Raw genomic sequence first — 13,230 nt, 5'->3', positions numbered from 1 at the left:
CGACATCCCCTCACAGATCGCCGCACCCGTCTCCGCGGAGGACGGCCGGACCCCGATCATCGTCCCATGCTCTCCACCGCCGCCTGCTCTCCCGGTGCTGAAGCGAGCGCGGTCGCGTTCGCCGCCGTCGTCCGCGAGCTCCGTTCCGTCGCCTTCGCGCTCGCCGACGCGGCCATCACCGCCCGCTCCCTCGATCACGCCACCGGCTGGCGCGCCCGCGCCGCCGAGGCCTTCCACGACAAGGCCGCCTTCTGGGCGGGGGATGTCTCGGGCCTCACCTGCCAGCTCGAGACGGTCATCTTCGAGGCGCAGTGCGCCGGTGACCGGGCGGCGCTGATGGCGGAGGGATGCTGGTGAGCGACGGCCTGGAGATCCGCGGCGGTGGGGCGGTCTCGGTCGACACCGAATCGCTCCGCGAGGCAGCGGGGCGCTTCGACCGGATGGTCGACGACCTCGACGTGCTGCAGCGCCGCTTCGGCGCGGCTCGGGCCGAGCTCGCCGACGAACGGCGATTCGGGTGGGGGGCGGCCGGGGCGGCGGCGGTCTTCGCGCACGACCTCGACGCGGCGATCGTGCAGGCGGTGCAGATCGCCGGTGATCTCCGCCACGCCGCCGCCGTGTACGAGCTGGTCGAGCTGGACGCCGAGCATGCCGCGCTGTCGGCGCGCGGTGACGGTGCGGGGATCGCTGCCGTCGAGCTCCGGCGCGCCGAGCTGCTGCGCCTTTTCCCAGGGGCCGACGGTGAGGCGTTCATCGCCCGGTTCGACCGGGCGGTGATGTGGCCGAGCTACCTCGTGCGTCAGGCGACCGAGACCGGCAGCGATCTCGGCGGCATCTTCAGCGAAGTCGGCGCCGCGGTCGGCGGCGTCGCGCTCGGCGGTGCGACGCTCGGCACCGCCGTGGTCTTCGGCGTCGGCGGGTGGGGACGTCTTGCGCGCGACGCGCGCCTGAGCGGTGACCCGTCAGCGGTCGCACTCCGGTCGACAGCGCCGCCGCCGCGGATCACCACGGCACCTCCCGACCTGGCGTCGGCGGCAGCGCGGATGCCGGGAGCGGGCGACGCGCGGGTCCGGGTGGAGAAGTACACGATGCCCGACGGCACCGAGCAGTTCGCGGTGTACATCGCCGGCACGCAGTCGATCGGTGTCGGCGGCGAAGATCCCTGGGATGTGCAGTCCAACGCCGAGCTGTACACCGGCAACCGTTCGGCGTCGTACGAGGCGACCCTCGCGGCTCTCGAGGCCGCGGGGGCCGAGCCCGGCGATACCGTCCATGCCTTCGGCCACTCCCAGGGGGCGATGATCGCGGCGCACTTGGCGCTCGAGGGGCCGTACGACATGGCCACGATGGTGTCGTTCGGGTCGCCGGTCGAGGCCGATGTGGGAGCGGAGACGCTCGCCGTCGCCATCCGGCACTCCGACGACCCGGTCGCGATGCTCGCGGGGGGCGGACACGAGATCGCGGTCGGGGCGCCGGGCAGCTTCACCGCCGAGCGCGAGGCGCACGCCGAGTCGGGCGTGGGGGATGCGACGGTGCCGGCGCATTCGATGCGCAGCTATACCGAGAGCGCGGCGATGGTCGACGCCTCCGGCGATCCGCGGGTCACCACCGTGCACGAGGTGTTCGCACGGCTCGGCCAGGCGGAAGCGGTCGCGGTCACCGAGTACGCCGCGGCGCGCTCGGCGCCACCGCCGGACGGGCGGCTCAGTCCTCGCGACGGCGCGGACGCAGGATGATGCCGGCGATCCAGTTGATCACCGAGATGATGAGCGCGGCGATGATGCCGCCCCACCAGAACTCCTCGACACGCAACCCGAAGCTCCACCACTGGGTGAACCAGGCGGTCAGCCACAGCAGGAACGCGTTGATCAGCAGCCCGATGAGGCCGAGGGTGAGGATGTACAGCGGGAAGGCCAGCACCTTGATGACCGTGCCGATGACGGTGTTCACGATCGCGAAGATCGCCGCCACGAGCAGCAGCGTGAGGACCAGCTGAAGTGTCTCCCCGGGCGCGAACGGGATGACGAACACCTGCAGAGCGGGAATGAGGGTGACGACCCAGATCGCGAATGCGTTCACGACCACGCGGATGAGGAAGCCCATGCGGCGAGTGTGCCACGCCGCATGAGCGGCCGCGAGACCCTGACGCGCGTGCCGCGAGGCCATCCGCCGGTCGCTTCCCGCACCCCCGTGGCCTGGGACCCGTCCCGCCGTAGACTCGGAGCTGTGAGCGACGCTGCAGACATCCCGGTTCGCGTGCGCCCCGGCATCGCCTCCCTGCCGCCGTACAAGCAGGGCACGCAGGCAGGGCCTGACGCCTTCAAGCTCTCGAGCAACGAGAATCCGTTCGATCCGCTGCCGGGGGTGCTCCAGGCGGTGCAGGCGGCCAGCGCCTTCAACCGGTATCCGGATGCCACGGCCACGCGACTGCGCGAGCGCCTCGCTGCACGGTTCGGCGTGACCCTCGACGAGGTGCACGTGGGGGCGGGCAGCGTCTCGATCCTCGCCCAGCTCGTCCTCGCCACCTCCGGTCCCGGCGACGAGGTCATCTACGCCTGGCGCTCGTTCGAGGCCTACCCGTGGCTGGCCGTGCTCGCCGGCGCCACCCCCGTGCAGGTGCCGCTGACCGCCGGCGCCCGCCACGACCTCGAAGCCATGGCCGACGCGATCACCGATCGCACCCGCGCGATCATCGTCTGCAGCCCGAACAACCCCACCGGGCCCGTGGTCGGTCAGGACGAGTTCGACGCCTTCATCCGGCGCGTGCCCTCCGACATCCTGGTGATCCTCGACGAGGCCTATGCCGAGTTCGTCACCGCCCCCGGCGCCGTCGACGGGCTCACCGTGCTCGGCAACCGCACGCGCGGCGGCGCCGAGCTCCCGAACGTCGTGGTGCTCCGCACCTTCTCGAAGGCCTTCGGGCTCGCCGCCCTCCGGGTCGGGTACGCCATCGGGCACCCGCGCATCCTCGACGCCGCGCGCACCACGGCGATCCCGCTGTCGGTCACCGCGCACGCCGAGGCCGCGGCCCTCGCGAGCCTCGACGCCGAGGAGGAGCTCCTCGAGCGCGTCCGTCACATCGCCGCCCGGCGCGACCGGCTCGCCGAGGCCCTCCGGGAGGCCGGCTGGGCCGTCCCCCAGGCGCAGGGGAACTTCGTCTGGCTCCCCGCGCACGAGAACACCCTCGCGATCGCCGAGACCTTCACCGCCGCCGGTCTCATCGTGCGCCCGTTCGCCGGTGACGGCATCCGCATCTCGGTCGGCGAGGAGGAGTCTGTCGACGAAGTCCTACGAATAGCCGCGTCCGTTGTGGAAGACCTCCCAGAAGCCCACCCGGGCCGGCGGCTAGCGTAGAACGGTGACTCTGCACGCAGGCCCCGCCTCGTCTGAACCCGCCGCGTCGGGGAGCTCCGGCCCCGACGCCCGATTCGTCCGCCTCCTCGACGCCGACGGCTCCCTGTCACCGACGCCCGCGGCCGAGCCCTACCTCGCCGTCATCGAGGCGTTGAGCGACGCCGAGCTCGAGGGCCTGTATCGCGACATGGCCGAGATCCGCGCCTTCGACGTGCAGGCGACGAACCTGCAGCGTCAGGGCCAGCTGGCCCTCTGGCCGCCGAGCTTCGGCCAGGAAGCCGCTCAGGTCGGCTCGGCCCGCGCCGCGCGCGTGCAGGACCACGTCTTCCCGTCGTACCGCGAGCACGTGGTGGCCCGCATCCGCGGCGTCGACCCCGTCGACATCATCCGGTTGATGCGCGGACTCACGCACGGCGGCTGGGATCCGACCGATCCTCGCAACGGCAACACGCACATCTACACCCTCGTGCTCGGCGCGCAGACCCTGCACGCCACCGGGCTCGCGATGGGTCTCGCCTTCGACGGTCGCAGCGGCACGGGCGATGTCGAGCGCGATGAGGCGGTCATCGTCTACTACGGCGACGGCGCGTCCAGTCAGGGCGACGTGCACGAGGCGATGGTGTTCGCCGCCAGCTACCAGACCCCCGAGGTGTTCTTCCTGCAGAACAACCAGTGGGCGATCTCGGTGCCGGTCGCCACGCAGTCGCGCTCGCCGCTGTACCGCCGCGGCGACGGGTACGGCATCCCCGCGACCCCGATCGACGGCAACGACGTGCTCGCCAGCTACGCCGTGACCCGCGTCGTGCTCGACGAGGCGCGCACCGGTCAGGGCCCCCGCGCGATCGAGGCGATCACCTACCGGATGGGCGCCCACACGACCAGCGACGACCCGACGAAGTACCGCACCTCCGACGAGGAGCAGTCGTGGGCGCGACGCGACCCGATCGCCCGCATGGCGACCTACCTGCGTGCGCGCGGCGCCTCCGATGCGTTCTTCGCCGACGTCGACGCGTCGGCCAGAGCCCTCGCCGACGACACGCGCGTGCGCACGAACGCTCTCGGCGGCATCCCGACCGACCTCATGTTCGATCACGTGTACTCCGAGCCGCACCCCCTCGTGACGGAGCAGCAGCGCTGGCTCGCCGACTACGAGGCGTCGTTCGAGGAGGGGACGTCATGACCACCGCCCAGCCGATCTCGACCCCTGCGTCCGAGGGTGCCGGCGACCCGGCCGACGCCGGCGTCATCCGCTCCCTCCCCCTGTCGAAGGCTCTCAACCTCGGCCTTCGCGCAGCGCTCGCCGGCAGCGACCGCGTGCTGCTGATGGGCGAGGACATCGGCCGACTGGGGGGCGTCTTCCGGGTGACCGAGGGGCTGCAGGCCGAGTTCGGCGACCGCCGGGTGATCGACACGCCGCTGGCGGAGTCGGGCATCGTCGGCACCGCGATCGGGCTCGCGATGGCGGGTTTCCGCCCCGTTCTCGAGATCCAGTTCGACGGATTCGTCTTCCCCGCCTTCGACCAGATCACCTCGCAGCTGGCGAAGATCACCAACCGCCACGAGGGCGCGGTGCGGATGCCCATCGTCATCCGCATCCCCTACGGCGGGCACATCGGCGCGGTCGAGCACCACCAGGAGAGCCCCGAGGCCTACTTCACCCACACCCCGGGATTGCGGGTGGTGAGCCCCTCGACGCCGAACGACGCCTACTGGATGATGCAGGAGGCGATCGCCTCGGACGACCCGGTGGTCTTCCTCGAGCCGAAGAGCCGGTACTGGCAGAAGGGCGAGGTCGACACCCGTGCGCCCGCGCTGCCGCTCCACGCCTCGCGGCTCGTCCGGCGGGGCACCGACGTCACGCTCGTCGGCCACGGCGCGATGGTGCACACGCTGCTGCAGGCCGCCGCGCTCGCCGAGTCGGAGGGCACCAGCTGCGAGGTCATCGACCTCCGGTCGCTCTCGCCCGTCGATTACGGGCCGGTGCTCGACTCCGTGCGCCGCACCGGGCGGATGGTCTACGCGCAGGAAGCCCCCGGTTTCACCTCGCTCGGGAGCGAGGTCGCCGCCACCGTCATGGAGAAGGCGTTCTTCGCGCTGGAGTCGCCGGTCCTCCGGGTGTCGGGCTTCGACACCCCCTTCCCCCCGGCCAAGCTCGAGGGCACCTACCTTCCCGACGCCGACCGCATCCTCGAGGCCGTCGACCGCGCCCTCGCCTACTGAGGAGTCCCATGAGCACCCAGACGTTCCTCCTCCCCGACGTCGGCGAGGGCCTGACCGAGGCCGAGATCGTGACGTGGCGGGTCGCTCCGGGCGATGCCGTGGCTGTGAACGACGTGATCGTCGAGATCGAGACCGCCAAGTCGCTCGTCGAGCTGCCGTCGCCGTTCGCGGGGCGCGTGGGGGAACTCCTGGCCGTCGAGGGGGCGACGGTCAACGTCGGCGCGCCGATCATCACGATCGAACCCGCGGGTGCGGGAGCGCCGCCCGCCACGCCCGTCACCGTCGGGCAGAGCGAGCACGGCGCTCCGCGCGAGCCGGAGGAGTCGGGCTCGGTGCTCGTCGGATACGGGTCGGCGGGTGCCGTGCAGTCGCGGCGGCGGAAGCCGGCCGAGCGTCCGGTCACCCAGTCGGTGGGGGTCGTTGCGAAGCCTCCGATCCGCAAACTGGCCCGCGATCTCGGTGTCGATCTCGCCGCGGTGACCCCGAGCGGGGCAGCGGGCGAGGTCACGCGCGACGACGTCATGCGCCATGCCTCGCAGGCGAGCGTCTTCCGCAACATCCAGACGCCGGAATGGGGGGATGTCCGCGAGGAGACCATCCCGGTCGGCGCCGCGGGGACGCGCGCTTCCGAGCCGGCCGCGCCGGCGGCATCCGGATCGTCCGCGCCCGCCCCCGATCAGGCGGCGGACGACGGACGCGAGGAGTCCATCCCGGTCCGCGGCGTCCGCAAGGCCGTGGCCAACAGCATGGTGCGCACCGCCTACTCGGCCCCGCACGTGTCGGTGTGGTCCGACGTCGATGCGACCCGGACGATGGAGCTCGTCAAGCGGCTGAAGGCCTCGCCCGACTTCGCCGACACCAAGGTCTCGCCGCTGCTCATCATGGCCCGCGCGGTGGTCTGGGCGGTGCGGCGGACGCCGATGGTCAACGCCTCGTGGATCGACGGCGAGGACGGCGCGCAGATCCGCGTGCACCACTACGTCAATCTCGGCATCGCCGCGGCGACGCCGCGCGGACTCCTCGTGCCGAACATCAAGGACGCGCAGGACCTCTCGATGCGCGACCTCGCTCGCGCGCTCGAGCGGCTGACCCTCACCGCCCGCGACGGGAAGACCACCCCTGCCGACCAGCAGGGCGGCACCATCACGATCACCAACATCGGGGTATTCGGAATGGATGCCGGCACGCCGATCATCAACGGTGGTGAGGCCGGCATCGTGGCGCTCGGAACGATCCGCCAGAAGCCGTGGGTGGTCGACGGCGAGGTGCGACCGCGCTGGGTGACCACGGTGGCCGGGTCGTTCGACCACCGCGTGATCGACGGCGACGGGATGTCGCGCTTCATCGCCGACGTCGCCTCGATCCTCGAGGAGCCCGCGCTGCTGCTGGACTGAGCCGCCGCGCCGCGCGCGCCGCGCGCGCCGGGGGTCGGCGCCCGCGCCGTGTCGCGCGTGTCGCGCTTCGTCCCGCTCACTTCCGCACTCACGAGGAGATCCTCCGTCCTGAGGACGCAAACCCCGGTCGGCGTCCTCGCGAAGCGCGAAACTCCGCGTGAGCGCGGGCTGCCCCCGGGGCGGTCGGGGGAAAACCCTCCGGAAACGTCGGGTCCGCCCGGTGCCGCCGCAGGCCCCCGCCCGCGAGCGTGGAGGTCATGGTCGACACCGCTCCCCACCCTCGCCGCGGCCTCCGCCGCCCCCGCGTCGTCATCGCCGTCCTCGCGACCCTCGCCGTCTCCGCCGCCGGCGTCGGCACCGCCTTCGCCACCGGCATCGGAAACGCCCCCGCGGTCGACACCGTCGGCGACGTCGACTTCGTCAGGCCCCTCGCCGTCCCGGCACTCCTCGAGCCGACGATCGACGCCGACGGCACGAAGGTGTTCGCTCTTCACGCCCAGCCCGGGTCGACGTCTTTTGTCGAAGGTCTGGACACTCCCACGTGGGGCTTCAACGGCTCGTACCTCGGTCCGACGATCCGCGCGGCGCGTGGCGACCGCGTGCGCGTCGACGTGACCAACGCGCTGGATGTGACGACGAGCGTGCACTGGCACGGGATGCGACTGTCCGGCGAGATGGACGGCGGTGTCCATCAGCCGATCGACCCCGGCCGCACCTGGTCTCCGCAGTGGACGATCGACCAGGAGGCCGCGACTCTCTGGTACCACCCCCACCCGCACGGGGCGACAGAGGAGCATGTCCGACGGGGGCTCGCGGGACTGTTCCTGATCGACGACCCGGTCGCCACGGGCCTCGCCCTTCCCAGCGAGTACGGGGTCGACGACATCCCCGTCATCGTCCAGGACGTCGCGCTGGACCGCGAGAGCGGCGAGCTCGGTCAGCGCGATGGAGGATCATCGGGCCACCTCGGCGACGAGCTGCTCGTCAACGGCACGCTCGCGCCGTACCTCGAGGTCGCCACCGATGTGGTGCGGCTGCGCCTGGTGAACGCGTCGACCGCCCGGGTCTACGCGTTCGGGTTCGACGACGGCCGCACCTTCTCGCACATCGCCACCGACGGCGGACTGCTGCCCGCCCCCCGCGACACAGCGCGCCTGCAGCTCTCGCCCGGGGAACGGGCGGAGATCCTGGTGCGGATGACGCCCGCCGAGACCGTCGTGCTGCGAAGCGAGAGCCCTGACCTCGGCGGCGTGCTCCCCGTCTTCGGCGGCGGAAACGGCGGTGCCGATCGCTTCGACGTACTCGAGCTGCGCGCTGCGGACGACCTGGAGAGCCGTGGGACGATTCCGCCCGCGCTTGCGCCGGCTGACCCGCTCGACCCGGCTTCGGCCGTCGTGACGCGCGAGTGGGTGCTCGACGGCACCGAGATCAACGGTCAGGCGATGTCGATGGAGCGGATGGACGCGGTCGTGGAGCGCGGCACGGTCGAACACTGGCGGGTGCGGAACGACATGTCCTTCCCCCACAACTTCCACGTCCACGGTGTGCACGTCGAGGTCAAGCGATTCGGCGGTGCGAAGCCCCCGGCGGCCCTCACGGGCCCGAAGGACACCCTCTACCTCCCGCCTGGGGTCGAGGTGGAGATGGTGCTCCGATTCGACCACGCCGACCCGACGTATCCGCTCATGCTCCACTGCCACCTGCTGCGGCACGAGGATGCCGGGACGATGGCGCAGTTCCTCGTGGTCGAGCCGGGTTCGGACACCACCGTCACGACCCTCCCGCCGTCGGCGTCCGGCCACCGGCACTGAGCCTCGGGCGGGCCCGCGCGTGGCGCGGGCGCGCGGGCCGGTTCGACGAGAGTGCATCGGCGCGCCGAGGAAGCGGGCGAACCCCGCATCCTCGGCGGCCAGATGCACTCTCGGGGTGGAGAAGGCGGCAGGTGTCAGCCGGCGGCGATGGCCAGCTCGTTCGGGGTGACCTCGAGCTCGCCGGTCGCGACGATCTCGCCCGTGGTGAGGTCGACCGCGTGCACCGCGTTCGCGGCGGGCTCGGTCACATACGCGATCTCTCCCGACACGCGGATCGCGGGGTGCGGGTCCTGCCACTGCGCCGGGCCCTCCCAGGCGTCGATGACGGGGAACTCGTCGACGAACGCGCCCGCGGCCGGATCGAGCACGTGGATCGATCCGTCGGAGGCGAGCACGTATCCGAGGTCGCCCGGGCCCCGCGCCAGGTCGCGGAAGGTGTACTCCGCCCCCTCGGGCATCGGGATCACCTCGAGCGTCCGTGCCTCGGTGTCGACGACCGTCACGGCGTCGAGCAGGTACCCCTCCGCGTCGGGGTCGTTGTTGTAGTCCATCAGCACGAGGGGGCTCGTCTCGGTCGTGAAGGCGTTGCCGATTCGGCCGTAGGGCTGATCGGGCGAATCGAGCTTCACGATCTCGCCGTCGGCGTAGATCAGCGCGCCGTTCTCGCAGCCGAAGACGACGATCTCGTCCTCGGCCGTCCCTTCCCCGTGGACGCCCGGGCACTGGTCGGTCTCGGCGATCACGTCGCCCGCCGCGGTCCGGGCGACGATTCCGTTCCGTCCGTCGGCGTTGCCCACGGTGGTGAGGAAGGTTCCGTCCTCGAGGACGATCGACACCCCGTGGTGGGCTTCCACACCGGCGATCGTCTCGACGTCGGGAAGGGCGTCGGATGCCGCGAGGTCGGCCGTGTCGAAGAGGGTGGTGTCGCTCGTGCCATCCGCGTAAAGGATCGTCTTGCCGGCGTGCGGGACGACGTGGCCGGGGGTGTCGGCGGGGAAGACCAGGTCGGTCAGCTCCGGCTCCGCCTCCGTCCCCGCAGCGGTGTCGAGCACCTGGAACCCCTCGCTCATGGTGACCAGGACGTGTCGGTCATCGCCGGCGGGGTTGAGGCGGATGAACTCCTCGGAGTCGAAGTCGGCGACCGGCTCGAGGGTTTCGCCGTCGAGGACGACGACTCCGCCCTCATAGGCGACGGCAACCCGAGGTCCCGGGGCCGCGGACGGTGAGTCCGACGCGGCCGGCGCGGCGGATCCGGTTCCGGCGCCCGACGAGCACGCGGCCAGTGTCACGACCGCTCCGATGGTGAGCGCGGTGATGCCCGGGCCGCGCAAAGGGGAAGTGCGCATGATGCCTCTCTTCTTCATGGGGTGGACCCTCAGCGGGAGAGTCCGGTGGAGATGCGCTCGGTGTTGACGCGCATCATGGTCAGGTAGTCCGGAGCCCCGCCCTGCGGATCGGTGAGCGACTCGGTGAAGAGCTCGATCACCGCGACATCGACCCCCGCCTCCACGGCGAGGGCGCGCACCAGCCGGTCGGGCGAGGACGACTCGGCGAAGATCGCCGGCACACCCGTCTCCTCGACCGCGGTGACGAGGTCTGCCAGGTCGGACGCGGACGGCGCGGCGAGCGTGGTCCCCCCGGGGATCACCGTGCCCACGATCTCGAGGTCGTAGCGGGCCGCGAGGTAGCCGAAGACGTGATGGTTGGTCACGAGGGCGCGACGCTCCGCGGGGATGGCAGCGAAGGCCGAGGTCATCTCGACGTCCAGATCGACGAGCGCCGCGCGATAGGCGGCGGTTCTCACCGCCAGTGCCTCGGCGTCGACGCCGTCGATCTCGGCGAGAACGGGGGCGAGCGCGTCGATGACGGCGAGCATCCGCGTCGGATCGGTCCAGAAGTGCGGGTCGGGGGTTCCCGCGGCATCGCCGGAGGCGTAGGGGAGGACGTCGATGACGTCGCCGGCGACGAAGGTCGGCGTCCCGTCGGCGTCGGCCGCGTCGAGGTGCTGCTGCAGTCCCTCCTCCAGCCCGAGGCCGTTCGAGACGACGAGGTCCGCGCTTCGCAGACGCGCCGCCTCCTGCACGGAGATCTCGAACGAATGCGGGTCGGCGTTCGGCTTCATGAGGGTGCGTACCTCCACGCCTTCCCCGACCATCTCGCCGACGACGTCACCGAGGATGTTGGTCGTCACCACCACCACGGGGCGCTCGCCGCCGAGCGATGCGCATCCGGCGAGACCGAGGGCGGCCAGCGCCCCCGCGAGCACGACACCGCCGAGGCGCACCACACGCGACCCGCCGCTCATCGGCCGGTTCCCGCGGCGAACAGGGGTGCCGGGCCCGTATCGAACGTGCGCGCGATGCGGGCGTCGTCGGCGAAATCGATCTCGAAGACCTTCTGCTCGCGAGGCCCCGCGAGGTAGGCGCGTTGCGCGTCGGCGATGATCACCGGCGGGCTCCCTCCCGACGAGACGTCGGTCGCAGACGCCGGCACGAGGGGCTCTGTGCTCGACCGCACCGCTCCGTCGGTGCCGTCGAGCACCACCAGGCGCCCCTCGGCGGTGATCGCGAGCACCGTATCGGCGTCGTCGTCGACGGCGGAGACGGCGACGAGCGGCTCGGGTGAGGGCAGGAGGGTCCAGCTCCGGGCGCGGGTGTCGAGAAGCCAGACGCCGTCCGTCCCGTCAGGCCCGGCCAGGGCGGCGACCGTGGGCCGACCCTCCCGGTTGTGGAAGGATGCCGCGGGCGCAGCCGTCGTGCCCGGTGGGTACGGAATGCGCGTGAGGGACAGATCGCCGTCGGTGACCGTGGCGAGAAGCGCCGCGTCGCGGCATCCGATCACAGCCCCCACTCGCGTGGTGATCGTCCCGGCAGGCTCCGGGCACGCCGCCTCGGTTCCGGTCGGCGTGCCGTCGCCGTCGTGGACGATGACACGGCCCGCGCGCCCGGTCGCATCAGCGCGGGACACCAGCGCCCACGACCCGACGGGCACGACGAGGCCGTCGTGCGGCGCGACCTCGAGCCGGAAACGCTCGACCACATCGCCGCGCGAGAGCGCCTCGGTGTCGAGCAGCACCGCCTCGCCCGACTCGGCGAAGAAGACGCCCGTGCCCCCCGAGGTCGACTGATTCGTCGTCGCCACGGTGGCAGGGCCCCGCCCTTCGAGCGTCCCGAGGCGGTCGGGCGCCGCCCGGTAGTAGTGGAAGTGGTCGACGTGGTCCCAGGTCCACACCCCGGAGTCGACGATCTCGACACCGCTCGCGGTCTCGGCGAAGAGGTAGCGCCCGTCGGTCGCCACCGCCCGGGGGGGCTCGATCACGCCGAGCTCGGTGACGTTCTCGCTGAGGAGGTCGAGGTGGGCGATCGTCCCCTCGCCGTCGATCGTCGTGAGCCCGAGCGCGGGTTCGGCGAGTTCGACCGCGCCCTCGTGCGCGCCGTGGTCGTCGTCGGACGCGGCGACGGGGGGCGGGTCGGTCGCCGGCGCGGCCGCGCAGGCGGTGACGATGAGTCCGGTCGCGCAGGCGAGGGTGGTGAGGAGGAGGCGGGAACGCATGGCTGCCTTCAGTCGGGTCGGGTGTCAGAGAGGGGCGGGAACGCGCCGGATGTCCGCCGCGCTCGTGGTCGGCCGCCGTCGGCGGGCAAGGGGGAGGAGGGCGTGGACGAGCGTCGACAGCGCCGCCAGGGCGATCGCCGCCGCGGCGACGGACGCGCCGGCGGCGGTGGCGAAGTGCCACGAGGCGAGGAGGCCGGTGAGGACGGCGAGGACGCCGATGAGGGCTGCCAGCGCCATGCGGCTCGGAATGCGCCGGGTCCACCGTCCCGCTGCGACCGCCGGCGCGAGGAGGAGTCCCACGACGAGGAGCGAGCCGACGGCCTGATACGACGCGACGACGGCCAGGGTGACGAGTCCCACGAGCGCCGCCTGCGTGAGGCGGGGGCGGAAGCCGAGCACCGTCGCGATCCGCGGGTCGAGGGTGAGCGCGACGAGCGAGCGGTGCGCGAGGGCGGCGGTGAGGATCCCTGCGCCGCACGCGATCGCGAGGACGAGGAGGTCGGCGGTCGTGATCGCGAGGATGTCGCCGAAGAGGATGGCGGTCGCGTCGGTGGCGAAGCTGCCCGACGACGAGATGACGATCACGCCGAGCGACAGCATCGCCACGAAGAGGAGTCCGATGCTGGTGTCGTACGACAGGCGCCCGCGGCGCTGCAGCGCACCCACCCCGAGACTCATGATCACCGCGCCGGCGGCACCGCCGAGCAGAAGCGGAAGGCCGGTGACCGTGGCGAGTGCGACGCCCGGAAGCATCCCGTGTCCGAGCGCCTCGCCGAGGAAGGCCATCCCCCGGATGACCACCCACGTGCCCACGACACCGCAGAGGACCGCGACGAGCGCGCCGCCGGCGAACGCGCGCTGCACGAAGTCCATCGCTAAAGGCGCGAGCAGCAGGTCGG

Annotated in this window: 12 protein-coding genes; 7 read left to right on the top strand and 5 right to left on the bottom strand. The window is 72.1% G+C overall.

What is annotated here, in order from left to right; translation table 11 throughout:
• The first annotated feature begins 66 nt into the window (after positions 1–66).
• Positions 67–357 (top strand): hypothetical protein, encoded by a 291-nt coding sequence (locus HDC37_RS14025; RefSeq protein WP_179561022.1) that lies wholly within the window; start codon positions 67–69, stop codon positions 355–357.
• Positions 354–1,736 (top strand): hypothetical protein, encoded by a 1,383-nt coding sequence (locus HDC37_RS14020; RefSeq protein ID WP_179561021.1) that lies wholly within the window; start codon positions 354–356, stop codon positions 1,734–1,736. The genes HDC37_RS14025 and HDC37_RS14020 overlap by 4 nt, the downstream gene beginning before the upstream one ends.
• Here HDC37_RS14020 and HDC37_RS14015 read toward each other — a convergent pair.
• Positions 1,705–2,103 carry a phage holin family protein gene (locus HDC37_RS14015; protein WP_179561020.1) on the bottom strand — a complete coding sequence of 133 codons (399 nt, stop codon included), beginning with the start codon at positions 2,101–2,103 and terminating at the stop codon, positions 1,705–1,707. The two genes, HDC37_RS14020 and HDC37_RS14015, sit on opposite strands and share 32 nt — an antisense overlap.
• A 123-nt stretch (positions 2,104–2,226) precedes the next feature.
• Between HDC37_RS14015 and HDC37_RS14010 the strand changes: the two genes are divergently transcribed.
• The 5 genes from HDC37_RS14010 (at position 2,227) to HDC37_RS13990 (ending at position 8,779) form a co-directional block, all read left to right on the top strand.
• Positions 2,227–3,354: a histidinol-phosphate transaminase gene (locus HDC37_RS14010; RefSeq protein WP_308472226.1), complete on the top strand. Its 1,128-nt coding sequence runs from the start codon at positions 2,227–2,229 to the stop codon at positions 3,352–3,354.
• A 103-nt stretch (positions 3,355–3,457) separates the two neighbouring features.
• The gene (locus HDC37_RS14005; RefSeq protein ID WP_257021546.1) at positions 3,458–4,534 is read left to right on the top strand and encodes a thiamine pyrophosphate-dependent enzyme; all 1,077 of its coding nucleotides are present in this window, start codon (positions 3,458–3,460) and stop codon (positions 4,532–4,534) included.
• On the top strand, positions 4,531–5,574 hold the full coding sequence (locus tag HDC37_RS14000) for an alpha-ketoacid dehydrogenase subunit beta (RefSeq protein WP_179561018.1): 1,044 nt from the start codon (positions 4,531–4,533) through the stop codon (positions 5,572–5,574). Before HDC37_RS14005 ends, HDC37_RS14000 begins: the two co-directional genes overlap by 4 nt.
• A gap of 8 nt (positions 5,575–5,582) precedes the next feature.
• The gene (locus HDC37_RS13995) at positions 5,583–6,968 is read left to right on the top strand and encodes a dihydrolipoamide acetyltransferase family protein (RefSeq protein ID WP_179561017.1); all 1,386 of its coding nucleotides are present in this window, start codon (positions 5,583–5,585) and stop codon (positions 6,966–6,968) included.
• Positions 6,969–7,225: 257 nt separating this feature from the next.
• A complete protein-coding gene (locus HDC37_RS13990; RefSeq protein WP_179561016.1) occupies positions 7,226–8,779 on the top strand; it encodes a multicopper oxidase family protein in 1,554 nt (517 codons plus the stop codon).
• 134 nt (positions 8,780–8,913) lie between these two features.
• Here the strand turns inward: HDC37_RS13990 and aztD are convergent, their stop codons facing one another.
• The 4 genes from aztD to aztB are packed head-to-tail and all read right to left on the bottom strand — an operon-like array spanning position 8,914 to position 13,204.
• Positions 8,914–10,125, bottom strand: coding sequence for a zinc metallochaperone AztD (aztD, locus tag HDC37_RS13985; RefSeq protein WP_179561015.1), 1,212 nt, complete (start codon positions 10,123–10,125; stop codon positions 8,914–8,916).
• A gap of 29 nt (positions 10,126–10,154) precedes the next feature.
• Complete coding sequence (aztC, locus tag HDC37_RS13980) at positions 10,155–11,084, bottom strand: zinc ABC transporter substrate-binding protein AztC (protein WP_179561014.1); 930 nt, start codon at positions 11,082–11,084, stop codon at positions 10,155–10,157.
• A complete protein-coding gene (locus HDC37_RS13975) occupies positions 11,081–12,331 on the bottom strand; it encodes an ABC transporter (RefSeq protein WP_179561013.1) in 1,251 nt (416 codons plus the stop codon). Before HDC37_RS13975 ends, aztC begins: the two co-directional genes overlap by 4 nt.
• Before the next feature lie 24 nt (positions 12,332–12,355).
• Entirely contained in the window at positions 12,356–13,204 is an 849-nt protein-coding gene (gene aztB, locus HDC37_RS13970; protein ID WP_374939199.1) for a zinc ABC transporter permease AztB, read from the bottom strand.
• Between the last annotated feature and the right edge of the window lie 26 nt (positions 13,205–13,230).

The organism is Microbacterium sp. AK009, from assembly GCF_013410955.1.
GTDB lineage: Bacteria > Actinomycetota > Actinomycetes > Actinomycetales > Microbacteriaceae > Microbacterium.
The sequence above is the reverse complement of the archived record's forward strand: the minus strand, read 5'-3'. Positions and strand labels throughout refer to the sequence as shown.

Bases quoted from the DNA above. Each gene is read 5' to 3' on its own strand.
- HDC37_RS14025 (WP_179561022.1), top strand. From the start codon at position 67: ATGCTCTCCACCGCCGCCTGCTCTCCCGGTGCTGAAGCGAGCGCGGTC.
- HDC37_RS14015 (WP_179561020.1), bottom strand. From the start codon at position 2,103: ATGGGCTTCCTCATCCGCGTGGTCGTGAACGCATTCGCGATCTGGGTC.
- HDC37_RS14000 (WP_179561018.1), top strand. From the start codon at position 4,531: ATGACCACCGCCCAGCCGATCTCGACCCCTGCGTCCGAGGGTGCCGGC.
- HDC37_RS13995 (WP_179561017.1), top strand. From the start codon at position 5,583: ATGAGCACCCAGACGTTCCTCCTCCCCGACGTCGGCGAGGGCCTGACC.
- HDC37_RS13990 (WP_179561016.1), top strand. From the start codon at position 7,226: ATGGTCGACACCGCTCCCCACCCTCGCCGCGGCCTCCGCCGCCCCCGC.
- aztD (WP_179561015.1), bottom strand. From the start codon at position 10,125: ATGCGCACTTCCCCTTTGCGCGGCCCGGGCATCACCGCGCTCACCATC.
- aztC (WP_179561014.1), bottom strand. From the start codon at position 11,084: ATGAGCGGCGGGTCGCGTGTGGTGCGCCTCGGCGGTGTCGTGCTCGCG.
- HDC37_RS13975 (WP_179561013.1), bottom strand. From the start codon at position 12,331: ATGCGTTCCCGCCTCCTCCTCACCACCCTCGCCTGCGCGACCGGACTC.
- aztB (WP_374939199.1), bottom strand. From the start codon at position 13,204: ATGGACTTCGTGCAGCGCGCGTTCGCCGGCGGCGCGCTCGTCGCGGTC.